The sequence below is a fragment of the Thermoactinomyces sp. CICC 23799 genome, assembly GCF_016055145.1.
In the GTDB taxonomy this organism is placed as follows: domain Bacteria; phylum Bacillota; class Bacilli; order Thermoactinomycetales; family Thermoactinomycetaceae; genus Thermoactinomyces; species Thermoactinomyces intermedius.
In genome coordinates this window covers 144773-159960 of sequence record NZ_JAECVV010000006.1, presented here as the reverse complement: position 1 = coordinate 159960, position 15188 = coordinate 144773, and the positions used below count along the sequence as shown (strand labels likewise).

Here is a 15188-nt window from a genome sequence, read left to right as displayed (position 1 = left end):
TCCAAGTTTAAAACATCAAAATCACCAGAAGGGCTCCGGATAAAACTCCGAGTGTTTTCACCATTTTTTCATAGGTTTCTTGTTCTTCCCGGGCTTTGTTTTCTTCCATTTGCAAATTTTCTTGCGCCAAATCCAAGTGATGCAACTGATCCCACCGGTTGGAACTGCCCAACACCTGGCACAGTTTGAGGACGATGCCTTTTTCCTCTTCCCCCATCACTGTTTTTTTCCACTTTTCCTCAATGGCCGATTTCAAACATTCATAAGTGGATTTGCCATCCGAAGTATTTAATTTCCGGCTCGCTTCGAGGAAGACCGGTTTCAATTCGCCGCTTGCTTCGGCAATGCGTTCGAATGCCTCGGCAAGCGGCCTTGTCCCATAGTTGATCTCGGTTTTTAAAATTGCCAAACCGGAACGGAGTTCTTGTATTTGCCGCGGCCGCTTCCGGAGTTGCCGGGCTGAGTCAAATCCGATCTTGGACGTCGCCATGAGGATCAAAACCGCTCCCAAAACTTTCAACATAACGTTCCCGGCCTTCCCGCCCGTTGCCTTGCATCCAGCCGCTCAAAAAATTGATTAAAAACACCTTCCACCGTTCCGGGGCCTTTTCTCCTGCTCAACAAGATAATCCGGGTGAAAACCTTTTCCTGCAAAAGTTCCTTCAACACCGGACGCGCGGCGATCTCCTTGATGGATTGCCCGTGAACCGTGGCAAAAATGTGAACCCCCGCATAAACCGCTTCATGGATAGCATCACTGTCTTCTTTCCGCCCGATCTCATCCACCACCAGGAGATCTGGTGACATCGAGCGAATCATCATCATCATGCCTTCCGCTTTCGGGCACCCGTCCAACACATCCGTCCGGGGACCGACATCATGCTGGGGAACCCCCGCCACACATCCGGCAATCTCCGACCGTTCATCCACAATGCCGACTTTGAATGCCGGAAACAATGCGCTTCCTTCGCTGGCCCGGCGGGCAAGGTCACGGATCAACGTGGTCTTCCCGCATTGGGGAGGGGACACAATCAACACATTTTCCACTTTGTTGTGATGGAACATATAAGGGAGCAACGGATCGGCCACGCCGGGAACCTGCCGGGCGATCCGGACATTAAAACCGGTGATGTCCCGAAGATGTTTGACTTTCCCTCCTTCCACAATCACCTTTCCGACCAGTCCGATCCGATGCCCGCCTTCCACTGTCACATATCCCTGCCTTAATTCTTCATCCATGGTGTACAATGAATGGTTGCTGATCAGATTTAAGAGATTCAGACAATCTTCCTTGTTCGGAATCATGGCATCGTGCGGCTGTTTGGAAAGGCGCGAAGACCGGCTGACAAACCACGACTCTTCATTGGTGACGATTTCCAGCGGCCTCTCCTGGCGAACCCTGACTTCTTCCAAACACTCCAGCACCGGAGCAGGAAGCGATCGGATCACCTCACGGATGGAAAGCGGAAGAACTTGAAGAACCGGCTGAAAAGACATGGAGCACCTCCTGTCCCAAACCTTTTTTCTTATTCCCATTCATATGTGGACTTGTTTTGAATATGACAAGCAATGCGGACAAAATCACCGGACCGCGGAAGCAAAAAAAGAGCGGGACGCCCTTTTTTCAGTCCGTCCCGCCATCCATGATTTCTTCGGCTTCTTCATCGTGTATGTCTTGTAATTCCAGCACCGTATTGCATTTGGGACAAAGAAGTTCAATGGAATCATCTTCGAGATCTTCCGCCTCCACCACGACTTCTTCCCCGCATTCGGGGCAAACCACATACACCGGCTCATCAAACTCTTCGTCTTCATCTTCATCGTCATAAACCAATAATTCCAGATCATTCAAGTCTTCATCCACGGCCTCCACATATTCTTCCAATTCTGACTGTCGCCGGTCCAACTGCTCAACGGACTCCACCAACTGATCCACTACGTCCAACAGACGGTGCAACGCTTTGGATTCCACGTGATCCCGGTGTTTTTCATCACCTTGCAAAAGTCCCTCAATATAAGATAAATCCCGTTTTAAGTTGACATACATACAATCACCTCATCGTCCCTGATGATTTTTCCTTAGTGTGTCTTTTTCACCGGAGACCCAAACAAATCAATAAATGGAAACAAGATTTTACGGAAAACGGGACATTCTAAACCAATAAAACGACAAAAGAGGTGAACCGAATGCCTCCAAACCAAATGGCTTCGAAAGAAAAAAGAACCGCGCCTGATTCTGCGGTTTTACTCACATTAAGCACCATTCCGTTTATCATGGTGATCGGAAACTCGATGCTGATTCCTGTATTGCCGACAGCCGAAGAAGCATTGAATGTAAATTCATTCCAAGTCAGCCTGCTTATCACCTTGTTTTCCATCCCGGCTGCCATCGTCATTCCAGTGGCCGGAATTCTGGCGGACCGGATCGGCCGCAAACAAATTGTTTTTTACAGTTTGCTTTTATACGGCTTTGGAGGGTTGTTGGCCGGCTTTTCGTCCATCATCCAAGGAGGATCTTACACCCTGGTTTTGATTTCAAGGATCATTCAGGGCATCGGCGCTGCCGGAACCGCTCCGATTGCCATGGTCTTGTTGGGGGATTTGTACCAAGGGCAAGCCCGGAGCAAATCGCTTGGCATTTTGGAAGCCTCCAACGCATTCGGGAAAGTCATCAGTCCCATTCTCGGTTCACTGATTGCACTGATCACTTGGTATGCCATGTTCTTTATTTTTCCTCTCTTGTGTGTGCCGGTGGCCATTGCCTTATGGAAAGTGATCGAAGAACCGTCCAAAAGAGAACCCCCCCAACCTTTGCGGGAATACAAACAACATATCCGCCAGGTCTTTCAACGCAGGGGTTCCTGGCTTGTCGTTACTTTTTTGTCCGGGTCTTTGATCATGTTCACCATGTTCGGGGTTTTGTTTTACCTCTCTGATTTCCTTGAAGAATCCTTCCGCATCGGTGGCGTGATCAAAGGGTTTATTTTGGCCATCCCGTTGCTCGCCTTATGTTTGACCGCATACTTCACGGGGGCTCATGTAAAAGAAAAAACGCACCAGATGAACCAATTGATTGTGATCGGTTTGATCATCACCACGATCGCCACTGCGGCCATTCCCTGGTGGCGCAATGCCTACTGGCTGATTCTCTGCTCTTTTGCCATCGGCATTGGAAGCGGGTTGATCCTTCCCTGTTTAAATACGTTGATCACCTCCGCCGTCGGCATGCAGGAACGTGGCATCATCACTTCGTTATACAACAGCGTCCGTTTTTTCGGAGTGGCCCTCGGCCCGCCGGTTTTCGGCGCTTTGTCACCGCATCCCTTTCTTTTGTTTCTCGGGCTGGGAGGCATATTATTTGTCATGATTTTCCTGACCCGGAAGTTTATCGAGCGTCCCCAACGGTTGCGGGGAAAAGACGGAAGGACCCGTTTGTTGCTGCGGAAAAAAAAGCTTTCGCCTGCCTGAAGTGTTACCGGCGGATTCGCCCCGCATAAAAATAAGATGTATTTCAAGATGCATTTCATTTCAGGAGGCGAAATCCATGAATCAGCCATTATGGCCGGATACACTCGTTTCATCCCGAAAGCGCCCGCCTAAACCCCGTCGGAACGGTTTGACCATGGTGATCGACAAGGGGTTGGGGTTGAGCGCTTTTTGCGATTTGCTTCAGCTCGCCGGCGAATATATCGATTTTCTCAAGTTGGGATTTGGCACCGCCGGAGTCACCCCGCCCGAAATCTTACGAAAAAAAATAGCACTCGCCCGGCAATCCAAGGTCTCCATTTACCCGGGCGGCACCTTTTTGGAAATTGCCCATGCCCGAAAAAAGCTCCAACCGTGCTTGAAGACCCTCGCCGGATTAGGGTTTGAATGGATTGAAGTTTCCGACGGATTGATGGAATTTTCCCCGGCCGAGCGCTCCCGCCTGATCAGACTGGGGCAAGAAATGGGTTTTCGCGTCATCACTGAAATCGGGAAAAAGGCCTCAGGCATTCCCCTGGATTTAAAAACGTTTGCAGATGTATATGAACGGGACCGGGAGGCGGGAGCCGCCTTTGTGATCGTGGAAGGAAGAGAATCGGGAAAAAATGTCGGGATCTATGATGAAAACGGGCAAATCCGCCGGTCCATGCTGGAATTCATCCGGAACCGAACCGATCCCGATACCATTTTGTGGGAAGCTCCCCAAACCCATCAGCAAATCCAACTTCTTCATCTTCTCGGCCCGAAGGCCAATCTGGGAAATATTTCGCCCCATGATATCCTGTCGCTGGAATGCTTGCGGAGAGGCCTTCGGGCCGATACCTTCCATCCGGGCGATCCCCGTACTTAAACATTCATAAATCAAACCTGTCCCACATATTTTTAGTACAAACTTGACAGGACAGGGGTTAACCGAATGAATCCCGATCTTCTTTTAGTGACACTCATCATCATCGGCGTCATCGGACGATCGCCGTTGATCGCAACGGCCTCCAGTTTGTTGCTCATTCTCAAATTGATTCATTTGGAGCGGTACTTCCCTGCTTTGGAAAGAAGAGGGTTGGAATTCGGATTGTTGTTTTTAACCATTTCCGTTTTGGTCCCTTTTGCTTCCGGGCGAATCCAAAGCAAAGATGTTTTATCCGTTTTTATCACTCTGCCCGGGATTTTGGCTCTCATTGGCGGAGCCTTGGCTACATATATGAACGGAAAAGGACTGGACCTTTTAAAAGTGGATCCTCAACTCATCGTGGGGCTTGTAATCGGCTCCATCTTCGGCATTTTATTTATGCGCGGCATTCCGGTCGGCCCTTTGATGGCTGCAGGAATCACAGCCTTTTTGCTCCGGCTTTTGAAATGGCTTTTTTGAATCCGGTTAAAAAAAGATTGCAACCGGATTGATCTTTCACTAAAATAAAAGTACATCATTTTCAAAAAAATCAAGGAGGTGGAAAGGATTATGAAAAATCTCCAAATCGTAAGCATGTTTCCCCTGAAAAAACCGGGCTTCAAGTATGCCCGTCAAATCAAAACCTTTGTAGGCAGATTCAATCCTTTCCGCCCCGATGACGGATAAACTCTTTTTTTTGCGGGACTCGTATCTCCAAAAGAAGCCACGGGTAAGGATCGTCTTGCCTGTGGCTTCTTTTTCTTTTTATAAGGGGGAGTACTGTGCGAATTCGAGATTGGGACCAAAATTTAAAAGTCCGTCTCTTCGGAGAAGGGCTGATTCACATTCTTTTTTGGATGTATATCCCGTTTATGTCCATATTCTTCGCCGATGCTTACGGAAAAAAAACCGCCGGGATCTTGTTGATTCTTTCACAGATGATCAGTGTGCTGGCCAATCTGGCCGGAGGTTATTGTGCCGACCGCTACGGACGGAAAAAAATGATGGTTATCGCCTCCGTCGGGGAATCGGTCACCTTTTTCTCCTTTGCACTGGCCAATTCGCCTTGGTTTTCCTCACCGGGTTGGTCTTTTGTCTGCTTTGCCGTTTTGGGAATGTTTCAATCCATCTATTGGCCGGCAAGCCATGCCATGATTGCGGATGTGGTGGCCGAAGAGGACCGGAACCAGGTTTTTGCCACCTTTTACACCACGTCCAATCTGGCCGTGGTCGTCGGACCGGTTTTGGGCGGATTTTTCTTTTTTCAACACCGGTTTGAATTGTTGCTGGCATCCGGCCTGGCCACTCTGTTATTAGCGGTTTTGATCCAAAAATTTGTCCGGGAAACCGCCCGGATCCGGGAAGGAAACACCCCTGTGTCCGGAAACGGGAAATGGATTGCGTTTGTCAAACAAAATTTGCGGGACTACCGGATTATTTTTTCCGACTTTAACTTCATGCTTTTTATCCTGGCAGGCATCCTGGTTTCCCAAACCTTCATGCAACTGGATTTGGTCATTGGCGTTTATGTCACGGAATCGATTCCGGTTCAAACCCTGTTTCAATGGGGATCGTTCAAAATCGAAGCGGGAGGCGCCGGATTTTTCAGCTGGCTGATTACGGAAAACGGTTTGATGGTGGTTCTTTTTACGGTTTGGATCACCAAGATGATTCACTCTTTTCACGAAAAAACCGTTTTTGTCACCTCATCCCTGCTGTACGGCTTTTCCATGATTTTGCTGGGTATGACGCATCTGTGGTGGCTCGCCTTTTTGGCTATCTTTATTTTCACCGTCGCCGAAATCCTGGTGGTCGGATTGCAGGACGGCTTTATTTCGAAACTGGCTCCGGAGTCCATGCGCGGACAATATTTTGCCGCAGCCAGTCTCCGGTTTTCCATCGGGAAAACCATTGCCCCCGCCGCCATTCCCTTGTCGGCATGGGTGGGATATCCGTGGACCTTTGCCATTTTGGGTTTGATCGCTTTTGCCGGGGCATTTTTGTATCATCTTTTGTTCCGGAACTTACGGCACCGTCCACTTCCGTCCGGCCATCTAAAAAAACGGGGTGCTCAAAAAGCAGTGTAGTCCGGAAAAAACCGGCGCCCTGTCGGAATTGGAGAGACATGAAAAAAACGGATGAGATGTTCACACCGTGAGCATCCATCCGTTTTCTGCCCTCTTCAGGAAAAAAACCGGACTGTGTTTTATTTCTTATCTTCTTCCATCCGCCTCATCATTTGCTGCCAAACCGTTCCGCTGGCTTCTTCTCCCCGCTTAATGCGTTCCAAAGCCATTTGGGCTTGCAACCGCACTTCGAATTCGACATCATTCACGGCTTCTTCCAAAGCAGGAATCGCACTTTCGTCGCCAACCTCAAACAAAAACCGGGCGGCACGCCATCGCACCAGTTTGTTCGGATCTTTCAACGCTTCACACATAGCCGGAATGGCTTTGGGATTCCCCAGATCCGACATCGTATCGCCCGCTGTGCGGCGGACAATGGCGGACCGGTCCTTCAAGGCTTCTTCCAGATACGGAAGCACCCGCTCATCTTCCAAAAAACCGAGATACACCACCGCCAGGCGGCGAATTGCCGGCTTTTCATCTTTCAGCGCTTTTGCCAGCAAATCCAGATCCCCGATTTCCGGTTCAAATTGTTCCAAAGCGGCATACCGTTTTTCCCACTCCGGAGAAGTGAATGCTTTTTCCACTTCTTCCCGGCTGATGCCTTTTTCTTTCGTTTCCGTCTCCCCGGAAAACGCTCGTTTCACCAGATTTTCCAGCCGCTTTTTGTCATAGGCGGCGGAAATTTCTTCCACGATTTGGTTCCCGACTTCTTCAATCTCCCCGTATCGCGGCTTTTGCTCAACCCATTGCCGTTCAAAAATCAAATTGGATGTCGTTTCCTGAACTTTCATCACGGCCTCTTTAAAACGATCCGGCAATCCAAAGCGGTACTCTTCCCCGTCTTTTAACAATTTTACTTGCATGGGGATCTCTTTCAACTTTTGGATCAAAACCGTGATTTCACCGAAAGAAGACGATTCTTCCTCCACCGTTTGCCCGCTCTGTTCTTCCCTTTCACCTTCGGCCTCCCCCAGGATTTTGCGCGCTTCGGCCAAAACCGCCGGCCAATCCGCTTTGGGGTGCCGCTCCAAAGACAAAAAGTCCGATACCTGAAAAACGCTTGTCACCCCGTCAATCGCCAGCAGTTTCCGGATATAATCCGGCGCTTCCTCTGCTTTCTCCCTGGGAAAATTGTAACTGACTCCGTCCGGAAGTGTCTCATCCATATTTAACTTCATCACGTTGGGACTGGGGGTCGGTTCAATGGATACGATCCGCATGCTATCCCATCCTTTGCTTCAATTAATCCTTTAAAAACGGATAAAACCCCCATAGCAAAGCTACAGAGGTCTCATCTTCCCCTCAGGCACGGGATACATACTCACCACTGCGCGTGTCAATGATGAGACGGTCTCCCTCATTGATGAACAAGGGAACCTGCACGGTAAACCCGGTGGACAATTTTGCCGGTTTGCTTCCGCCGGTGGCCGTGTCTCCCTTGATTCCCGGTTCGGTTTCCACCACTTCCAACTCCACGGTGTTGGGCAATTGGATCCCGATGGTTTCCCCTTTGTAAATCATGATTTGGATGTTCATGTTTTCTTGCAAAAAGTTCAATTCATATTCCAGCCGTTCCTTCGGCAAGGTGATTTGCTCATAGGTTTCATTATCCATAAAGGTGTATTCGCCGCCGCTTTCATACAAGTACTGCATTTCGCGTGTTTCCACCATCGCGCGGGGAACTTTTTCACCAGCCCGGAAGGTGCGTTCCTGGATGTTCCCGTTTCGCAAATTGCGCAATTTGGAACGGACAAACGCCGCGCCTTTTCCTGGCTTCACATGTTGAAATTCCATCACTTGCCAAACATCGTTGTCCAGTTCAATGGTTAAACCTGTACGAAAATCGTTGACACTGATCATTCTTCTTTTCCTCCCAAACTTTAATGAATCATGATGATTTCTTTGGAAACGTTTGTAATGTTTTCATATCCGGATTCGGTAACAATCAGATCGTCTTCAATCCGAACGCCACCCAAATCAGGAATGTAAATGCCCGGTTCAATGGTGATCACCATTCCCGGAACCAGTGCTTCTTCTCCCCTCGTGGAAACGAGCGGTTTCTCATGGACTTCCATTCCCAAGCCATGGCCGGTGCTGTGTCCGAAATACTCTCCATAACCATGCTCTTTGATGTAATTGCGGGCGATGGCATCCACTTCTTTTCCGGTTTTCCCGGGTTGAACCCCGGCAATCGCCTTTTTGTTTGCTTCCAAGACAATTTGATAAATTTCTTTTTGTTTCGCGGTGGGTTTGCCCATCATGACGGTGCGGGTGATATCGGACGCATATCCTTGATAATAAGCTCCGAAATCCAATGTGACAAGATCCCCTTTTTCAATCACTTTGTCACTGGCAACCCCGTGGGGAAGAGCCGAGCGCCAACCGGATGCGACAATGGTGTCAAAGGAGGAAGAAGTTGCCCCGTGTTCCCTCATGATCACTTCCAGACGCAGAGCCACTTCCTTTTCCGTCATGCCGGGGCGGATCTCTTGCAAGATCTGTTCAAAAGCACGATCTGCAATTTTGGCTGCTTCTTTGATCAGCAAAAGCTCTTCGGGTTCTTTGACCAGGCGAAGCTTTTCGATCAGTCCGCTGACCGGCACCAAGCGGATGGAATCCAACTGTTCCTTCAGCTTGGCCACCTGGGCATAGGTCAAATGATCCTGTTCAAAAGCCAGCTGTTGAATCCCCAGCTTTTTGCAGCAAGCCGCCACATCAGCGAAAATGTCCCCTTCTTGCCGGACCAATGTCCAATCCGGGCATTGTTCTTTGACTTGGACCACATACCGGAAATCGGTAATGAACAAAGCTTCTTTCCCCGTCAGCAAAGCGACCCCTGCCGTTCCCGTGAAACCTGTCATATAGCGCCGGTTGACCGGATGGCTGATCAGAAGGGCTTCCACGCCTTTTGCCGCCATCTCTTCGTGCAAACGTTGAATTCGCCGTTTCATCCTGTTCCCCCTTTTAAACGGATAAACGCCCCGCAATTGGTGTTATGTAGATATTCGTATTGTACCACAGAGGAGAAGGCATTTCTTCGCAATATTATATTTTCCCATGATCCCGTTTTTTTGTCTACGTTTCTTTCCGGGAAGAGGAAAACCCCCTTAAAAATCGAATTGTTTAATCAAAAAATCTGGGAGGGATCCTCATTTTGCTCCGTTTTTTTTCCACCCTCTTTATTGTATTGCTTGTCTGGGCCTTTATACCTTCCGCTGTCTTTGCCGCCAGCGCCTCCGGCAGCCACAAACGGTTTATTTCCCTTGCATCCGGACTTCATCACGGTAAATTTGACGGCACTTTTTACGACGGTGCGGCGCTTCGTTTAAATCCCGCCAAGCTCAAACAAGGAACGGACTCATCCGGAAAATACCATTTTGGCACTTTCTATTACGGCACGTGGACTTCACCGGTAATTCGTGAGAATTTTCTTGAAACCATTGCCTCATGGGAAGCCGACACTCCTGAAAACACCTGGATCGAAGTGGAACTTCGCGTCCACAGCAAAAACCGCTGGAGTTCGTGGTACAGCATGGGGGTTTGGCATGAAAACGACCACCCTTTCCGGCGCCATTCCGTCAGCGGCCAGTCGGACGAATTCGGGCGGGTTTCCGTCGACACGCTGGTGTTGAACAAGACGGCTTCTGCCGTTCAAGCCCGGGTCACCCTCTTTACGACCGAGCCCGGCCGAAGCCCCGTCCTGACTTCCTTGGGCCTCTCGGTTGCCTCCGGCAAAGATGAACCCGGCCAAGTGCCCAAAACCGGCTTGACCAGCGCGTTGGACGTACCCATGCGTTCCCAAATGGTTTATCCGGACGGGGGAGAAGTCTGGTGTTCCCCCACCTCTTTATCCATGGTGATGGCTTATTGGGCCAAAGTAATGAATCAACCCCGTTGGGATCAACCCGTGCCACAGGTTGTCACAAAAGTGTGGGATTATGTTTATGACGGAGGGGGAAACTGGACTTTTAACACGGCCTATGCCGCCTCTAACGGGCTGGAAGCCAAAGTGGTGCGGCTGAAAAGCCTGGCGGACGCGGAACGCTGGACCGCACACCGTGTCCCCGTCATCGCCAGCATTGCTTATGGTGAAGGGGAACTGCCCGGAAGCCCGATCCCCTCTTCCAACGGGCATCTGTTGGTGATCCGCGGTTTTGACGAAAACGGGGATGTCCTGACCAATGACCCGGCCGGCCCCAGCGACGATCAAGTCCGCATCACTTATCCGCGCGAAGCGTTTGAAAAAGCTTTTCTCAACCACTCCAACGGCACCGTCTACCTCATTTATCCCAAAGGTTGGGACATTCCGCTGGGGGACCGATGGTAAGATTCATTCTCCGTCTATTTACACATTTGCCGAATTCAAGTTAGAATGGACTCCGAACGGCAAGAAGCGGACCGCCCGGCGCGTGTCCGCCTCTTCGTCCGCGTTCGGTTTTCTGTGAACATTTCATAAAAACAAGGTGGTGCAACCTTTCGTGTCCGAAAAAAACATCGCATATGGCGGACAAGCCGTCATCGAAGGCGTCATGTTCGGCGGCCGATATGCGCAAGTCACGGCCATCCGGCGGAAAAACGGAGAGATTGAGTGCTTGGAAATAGAAAAAAATGAAATCGCTTGGCTGAAGCCGCTGAAACAACTTCCATTCATCCGCGGGCTGGTTTCGCTGATTGAATCCAGTGCGTTGGGGGCCAAGCATATGCAATATGCCTCCGAAAAGTATGATCTGGATCATCTGGATCCCGAAGAAGCCGAAGAAGTTGAAGAAGAGCCAACATCCGGCTCCAAATGGGAAATGATCCTGAGCATAACGCTCATCGGGATTTTGTCTTTACTGATCGGGAAGGTCATCTTCACTGCTTTGCCCGCCTATCTGGCAAGCATCCTGTTTGACCGCTTCACCCAAAACCTCATCGTGCAAAACTTGATTGAAGGCGCCATCAAAACCTTATTGCTGTTGGGCTATCTCTGGGCTGTTTCCCAAACCCCGCTTGTCAAACGCGTTTTTCAGTATCACGGGGCGGAACACAAAGTGATCAACGCCTTTGAAAACGAGGAACATTTAACCGTGGAAAACGTGCAAAAATATTCCACGCTTCATTACCGGTGCGGCAGCAGCTTTTTGGTTTTCACCATTATCATCGGCGTCATTGTCTATTCATTTTTCAGCTATGACAATGTATGGGAGAGAATCGGAATCCGGATTCTGTTGATTCCGGTGGTGATCGGATTATCTTATGAATGGCTAAAATTCACCAATTCGCTGCGACACATACCGGTTCTCAAATATTTGGGCTATCCGGGATTGTGGTTGCAAAAACTGACGACCAAAGAGCCGACCGATGATCAGGTGGAAGTGGCCATCAAAGCCTTTGAACGCATGCGGGAGATGGATGCGCTTTTGGAAAAACAGAAAACGCCCGCTTCCCCGTTGAACCCCCCGGTGAACTCTCCAATTCATTAAAAGGAGGCTGCAAAATGCCAAGGCGAACGCAATTTCCATGGTATTATCTGATTTTGGGGCTTGCCGCCATCGGTTTGATCTCCCAACTGGTCCATTCTCCCTCATCTTTTTTCATCCCGGTTCTTGTCATCGGGTTGGTCTGGTATTTTTACAAAGCGCCTCCCCGCTGGTTCATCCGCCTCGTCAACCCTTCCCATCCCCGCGCCTCGAAAAAGCTGCCGAAAAAAAAGCGGAAAAAACACCGGTTTCAAGTCATCAACGGAAATAAAAAATAAGTCAGGCCCCCATCCGCCGGGGGCCTTGACTTGCGGTATATTTTGAAATATTCCGACTTGTTTTTTCATCAGCTTCCCGCTTGATCCGTGCGTTTTTGCCGGAGACTGTTTCGCTTGCCCCTTGCTTTTAAATATTCGTCAAATGTCCAGTTATTGAAAAAGAGTTCGGCCGCTTTGACCCCGGACAAGAACAATTCCCTCTTTTTTTCTTTCGATAATGAAAAATCAGTTAATTTGACGTCCAAAGAAGGAACCTGGATTGAACGCACTTGCTCCAATTCCTCAATATAGCGGTTGTCATGAGCCTCCAACATGGTAAAAAACAAGGAAAGCAACATGCTGAACGGACCGGAGATCTTATTAAATTCATGATCTCTTTCGGAGAACAACCGGAAACCGAAAGTGGGCCAACGGGGATTCTCCTTGTCAAACAACCAGACCGGAAAGTTGCTCAACACGCCTCCGTCGACGATGTAACAAGTCTCCCCTGTCGGTTTGTACGTTAATTTCACCGGATCAAAAAAGAACGGAATACTGCAACTCATACGGACCACTCTGGCCACCGGAAAATTTTCCGCCTGATAGCCATAATCCTCCAGATCCCGGGGCAAGACCAACAGTTGGCCCCGCGTGATGTCTGAAGCAATGATATGAAGCTCCGTTTCCCGGGACAAGTCTTGAAACGTTTGAATCCCTTTTTGCTCGAGGAGCCGGGCGATCCATTTCTCCAAATCATTCCCGGAAAACAATCCCTTTTTAAACCATAACCGGATGGCGGATCCCACATACGGCAAATAGTCAGGCCATTTCGGGGTCAAAAAATCGCTGAAATCTTTGTCCATCATGATTTCAGCCATTTCCCGGGCGGTATAGCCGGATGCAATCAATGTGGCGATGATCGACCCGGCCGAAGAGCCGGCAACTTTTTTCCAGCGATACCCGTTGCTTTCAGCGACAGACAAAGCCCCCACCAGCCCGATCCCTTTGACACCGCCACCTTCAAACACAGCATCAGCCCACATACGATCCCTCCTGAAAAAATTCTCCTTTTCCCATAAATATGTCTCTCTGTTGAAAAAAACCCTGGAAACATGTCCAAGGTTTTTAGGGTTTTGAATCCATTTGCTCTTCTTTTTTCAACGAATGAAGAAACTTGACCAATTCCGGATTATTTTCCAGGTACTCCACAAGATTTTCGATGCATGTGATCGAGTCCCAGCTCAAGTGATGTTCAATACCCTCGACATCCTGATAAATTTTATCTTCACTGACTCCGATCAACCGCAAAAATTGTTCCAGGAGATCATGCCGGTCCATTAAGCGTTTTCCAATCTTTTTCCCTTTCGGCGTGAGAATCAAACCGCGATATTTCTCATAAACCAAATATTTATTTTGGTCCAGCTTTTGCACCATCTTGGTCACAGAAGAAGGGTGAACCTCTAAAGCCTCAGCAATATCCGAAACCCGTGCATAACCTTTTTGCTCAATCAACTTATAAATATTTTCCAAATAATCTTCCATGCTTGGTGTAGGCATGAAGAGGCCCCCTATCTATCCTTATTCGTACCCGCACAATGACGCTCGATTGTTTTGACCAGATCCACACCCAAACGCTTCAGACGACTTTCCAGCTTTTCATCCTTCAACGAGCCATCCGGATGAAAGGCCTGGTAAGCCTGAGGAACAGACGGCATGGATGGCAACGGCCAAGCATGCAATGTCCGGCAGATGATGTTTAAGGTGTTCAAGGTATTGGTGGCTCCCAAGGCTCCTCCCGAAGTTCCCAACAGCGCGACAAATTTCCCTTCCAATTCTCTCGCCCCGATAAAATCCAGTGCATTTTTCAACACCCCCGAGACGGATCCGTGATATTCGGGGGAAGCCAGGATATATCCTTCAGCTTCCAACATTTTTTGTTTAAACCGGTGAACATTTTCCGGATACGTCGACTCATCGGAGCGAGCATCATAAATGGGAAGCGGATACTTTCGCAAATCAAAGATTTCCACTTCAGCTCCGGTCTGCCTTGCAGCTTCGGCAACGATCGCCACTGCTTTGTGGGTGGTCGAATCTTCCGTCAAGCTGCCGGGAACAGCCAAGATTTTCACCATATCAGCACCCCCGTCTTTTCTATGTATCCTTTTGCCATTGATGTCCCTTGAAAAAGATCTGTATTGTTTCATTTTAGCACGTTTCAGTATACCTAATTCATCCGATCTTTTCTACAAAAACAAAAAGCTGACTCTTAAAGAGTAGCTTTTTCAGAAAAGACAAAACATTATACCCGTCAAGCCATCTTCCCGTCAAATGTCATGCGAAGCCAAACGGATGTAATCCACAAACAACAAGCCTTTTTTAAGCAGGAACACCACCGCAACATACCGGGCATTGGAAGGGGGAGACGGGACAATGGTGAAATACGAATACCATTTCCTTCCCAAGTAAGGAGGATGAATGAGAAGCGGGGTGGATCGGATAATCTGCCGTTTTTCGTTTGAATAAGCCACCGTGGCATACAACTCTGCTTGGCTTTGCGGAGGGGTCACGTTCAGCAGACGAAAGTACAGATAATAGACACAACCTCTTTCGAAAGGGCCGCGAATGGTCTGTTTTAAGACAGAATCACCCCCGGCCCCCGTGGCCCCCATCCACATGGAATAATCCCCGGCGCGCAGCGGGTTTTTCATCCGGCTTATCCGTTTTCCCGTCCATGGAGCCCTTCCTTTTTGAAAGCCTCCGTTGATTAAAATATTCCGTCCGGAACATGCCATCTTTTACAGCCTCTTTTCTGTTTCAGATCGATTTATTGTATTCCCCTTTCTTCCGGATGGTGCAGGCTCATTCTTTTCTTTATAGAAATATAATAAAAATAATCCAAACGAAAGGAGGGTCGGGATTCTCCCCAACCCTCCTTTCTATTGAACACTCTAATATAATAAAAGGA

17 protein-coding genes are annotated in these 15188 nt (G+C 48.9%); 7 read left to right on the top strand and 10 right to left on the bottom strand.

What is annotated here, in order from left to right:
• Positions 1-7: 7 nt before the first annotated feature.
• The 3 genes from spoIIIAB to I8U21_RS09745 all read right to left on the bottom strand — a co-directional run bounded on the left by spoIIIAB (position 8) and on the right by I8U21_RS09745 (position 2047).
• Complete coding sequence (spoIIIAB, locus tag I8U21_RS09755) at positions 8-523, bottom strand: stage III sporulation protein SpoIIIAB (protein ID WP_181731694.1); 516 nt, start codon at positions 521-523, stop codon at positions 8-10.
• Positions 517-1497 carry a stage III sporulation protein AA gene (spoIIIAA, locus tag I8U21_RS09750; protein ID WP_198053809.1) on the bottom strand — a complete coding sequence of 327 codons (981 nt, stop codon included), beginning with the start codon at positions 1495-1497 and terminating at the stop codon, positions 517-519. The genes spoIIIAB and spoIIIAA overlap by 7 nt, the downstream gene beginning before the upstream one ends.
• 127 nt (positions 1498-1624) lie before the next feature.
• A complete protein-coding gene (locus tag I8U21_RS09745; RefSeq protein WP_181731696.1) occupies positions 1625-2047 on the bottom strand; it encodes a CD1247 N-terminal domain-containing protein in 423 nt (140 codons plus the stop codon).
• A 140-nt stretch (positions 2048-2187) separates the two neighbouring features.
• Here I8U21_RS09745 and I8U21_RS09740 point away from each other — a divergent pair, with 140 nt between their 5' ends.
• From I8U21_RS09740 to I8U21_RS09725, 4 genes are all read left to right on the top strand, one after another.
• Entirely contained in the window at positions 2188-3468 is a 1281-nt protein-coding gene (locus I8U21_RS09740; protein ID WP_181731697.1) for an MFS transporter, read from the top strand.
• Between the two features lie 76 nt (positions 3469-3544).
• Positions 3545-4336, top strand: a complete 792-nt coding sequence (comA, locus tag I8U21_RS09735; protein WP_181731698.1) for a phosphosulfolactate synthase — start codon at positions 3545-3547, stop codon at positions 4334-4336.
• Between the two features lie 66 nt (positions 4337-4402).
• Entirely contained in the window at positions 4403-4855 is a 453-nt protein-coding gene (locus tag I8U21_RS09730; RefSeq protein WP_037993879.1) for a DUF441 domain-containing protein, read from the top strand.
• Between the two features lie 302 nt (positions 4856-5157).
• Positions 5158-6462, top strand: a complete 1305-nt coding sequence (locus I8U21_RS09725) for an MDR family MFS transporter (RefSeq protein WP_181731699.1) — start codon at positions 5158-5160, stop codon at positions 6460-6462.
• 119 nt (positions 6463-6581) lie between these two features.
• Here the strand turns inward: I8U21_RS09725 and I8U21_RS09720 are convergent, their stop codons facing one another.
• From I8U21_RS09720 to I8U21_RS09710, 3 genes are all read right to left on the bottom strand, one after another.
• Positions 6582-7724, bottom strand: a complete 1143-nt coding sequence (locus I8U21_RS09720) for a conserved virulence factor C family protein (protein ID WP_181731700.1) — start codon at positions 7722-7724, stop codon at positions 6582-6584.
• Between the two features lie 82 nt (positions 7725-7806).
• Complete coding sequence (gene efp, locus I8U21_RS09715; RefSeq protein ID WP_181731701.1) at positions 7807-8364, bottom strand: elongation factor P; 558 nt, start codon at positions 8362-8364, stop codon at positions 7807-7809.
• Positions 8365-8384: 20 nt separating this feature from the next.
• Positions 8385-9455: a M24 family metallopeptidase gene (locus I8U21_RS09710; RefSeq protein WP_181731702.1), complete on the bottom strand. Its 1071-nt coding sequence runs from the start codon at positions 9453-9455 to the stop codon at positions 8385-8387.
• Positions 9456-9658: 203 nt separating this feature from the next.
• On the opposite strand from I8U21_RS09710, the gene I8U21_RS09705 reads away from it, so the two are divergent.
• The 3 genes from I8U21_RS09705 (at position 9659) to I8U21_RS09695 (ending at position 12244) form a co-directional block, all read left to right on the top strand.
• A complete protein-coding gene (locus I8U21_RS09705; RefSeq protein ID WP_181731703.1) occupies positions 9659-10831 on the top strand; it encodes a C39 family peptidase in 1173 nt (390 codons plus the stop codon).
• A gap of 202 nt (positions 10832-11033) precedes the next feature.
• Positions 11034-11969, top strand: coding sequence for a DUF1385 domain-containing protein (locus I8U21_RS09700; RefSeq protein WP_198053833.1), 936 nt, complete (start codon positions 11034-11036; stop codon positions 11967-11969).
• A 14-nt stretch (positions 11970-11983) separates the two neighbouring features.
• Positions 11984-12244 carry a hypothetical protein gene (locus I8U21_RS09695; RefSeq protein ID WP_181731704.1) on the top strand — a complete coding sequence of 87 codons (261 nt, stop codon included), beginning with the start codon at positions 11984-11986 and terminating at the stop codon, positions 12242-12244.
• A gap of 68 nt (positions 12245-12312) precedes the next feature.
• Here I8U21_RS09695 and I8U21_RS09690 read toward each other — a convergent pair whose 3' ends face one another.
• From I8U21_RS09690 to I8U21_RS09675, 4 genes are all read right to left on the bottom strand, one after another.
• Positions 12313-13266 carry a patatin-like phospholipase family protein gene (locus tag I8U21_RS09690; protein WP_198053808.1) on the bottom strand — a complete coding sequence of 318 codons (954 nt, stop codon included), beginning with the start codon at positions 13264-13266 and terminating at the stop codon, positions 12313-12315.
• 82 nt (positions 13267-13348) lie between these two features.
• On the bottom strand, positions 13349-13780 hold the full coding sequence (gene mntR, locus I8U21_RS09685; protein WP_181731706.1) for a transcriptional regulator MntR: 432 nt from the start codon (positions 13778-13780) through the stop codon (positions 13349-13351).
• Between the two features lie 11 nt (positions 13781-13791).
• The gene (locus I8U21_RS09680) at positions 13792-14355 is read right to left on the bottom strand and encodes an NADPH-dependent FMN reductase (protein ID WP_220215002.1); all 564 of its coding nucleotides are present in this window, start codon (positions 14353-14355) and stop codon (positions 13792-13794) included.
• 192 nt (positions 14356-14547) lie between these two features.
• Positions 14548-15015: a hypothetical protein gene (locus tag I8U21_RS09675; protein WP_181731707.1), complete on the bottom strand. Its 468-nt coding sequence runs from the start codon at positions 15013-15015 to the stop codon at positions 14548-14550.
• Positions 15016-15188 lie beyond the last annotated feature (173 nt).

What these genes read in the sequence shown, in the direction of transcription:
- spoIIIAB (WP_181731694.1), bottom strand. Translation starts at nt 523, where the DNA reads ATGTTGAAAGTTTTGGGAGCGGTTTTGATCCTCATGGCGACGTCCAAG.
- spoIIIAA (WP_198053809.1), bottom strand. Translation starts at nt 1,497, where the DNA reads ATGTCTTTTCAGCCGGTTCTTCAAGTTCTTCCGCTTTCCATCCGTGAG.
- I8U21_RS09745 (WP_181731696.1), bottom strand. Translation starts at nt 2,047, where the DNA reads ATGTATGTCAACTTAAAACGGGATTTATCTTATATTGAGGGACTTTTG.
- I8U21_RS09740 (WP_181731697.1), top strand. Translation starts at nt 2,188, where the DNA reads ATGCCTCCAAACCAAATGGCTTCGAAAGAAAAAAGAACCGCGCCTGAT.
- comA (WP_181731698.1), top strand. Translation starts at nt 3,545, where the DNA reads ATGAATCAGCCATTATGGCCGGATACACTCGTTTCATCCCGAAAGCGC.
- I8U21_RS09730 (WP_037993879.1), top strand. Translation starts at nt 4,403, where the DNA reads ATGAATCCCGATCTTCTTTTAGTGACACTCATCATCATCGGCGTCATC.
- I8U21_RS09720 (WP_181731700.1), bottom strand. Translation starts at nt 7,724, where the DNA reads ATGCGGATCGTATCCATTGAACCGACCCCCAGTCCCAACGTGATGAAG.
- efp (WP_181731701.1), bottom strand. Translation starts at nt 8,364, where the DNA reads ATGATCAGTGTCAACGATTTTCGTACAGGTTTAACCATTGAACTGGAC.
- I8U21_RS09710 (WP_181731702.1), bottom strand. Translation starts at nt 9,455, where the DNA reads ATGAAACGGCGAATTCAACGTTTGCACGAAGAGATGGCGGCAAAAGGC.
- I8U21_RS09700 (WP_198053833.1), top strand. Translation starts at nt 11,034, where the DNA reads ATGTTCGGCGGCCGATATGCGCAAGTCACGGCCATCCGGCGGAAAAAC.
- I8U21_RS09695 (WP_181731704.1), top strand. Translation starts at nt 11,984, where the DNA reads ATGCCAAGGCGAACGCAATTTCCATGGTATTATCTGATTTTGGGGCTT.
- I8U21_RS09690 (WP_198053808.1), bottom strand. Translation starts at nt 13,266, where the DNA reads ATGTGGGCTGATGCTGTGTTTGAAGGTGGCGGTGTCAAAGGGATCGGG.
- mntR (WP_181731706.1), bottom strand. Translation starts at nt 13,780, where the DNA reads ATGCCTACACCAAGCATGGAAGATTATTTGGAAAATATTTATAAGTTG.
- I8U21_RS09680 (WP_220215002.1), bottom strand. Translation starts at nt 14,355, where the DNA reads ATGGTGAAAATCTTGGCTGTTCCCGGCAGCTTGACGGAAGATTCGACC.
- I8U21_RS09675 (WP_181731707.1), bottom strand. Translation starts at nt 15,015, where the DNA reads ATGGCATGTTCCGGACGGAATATTTTAATCAACGGAGGCTTTCAAAAA.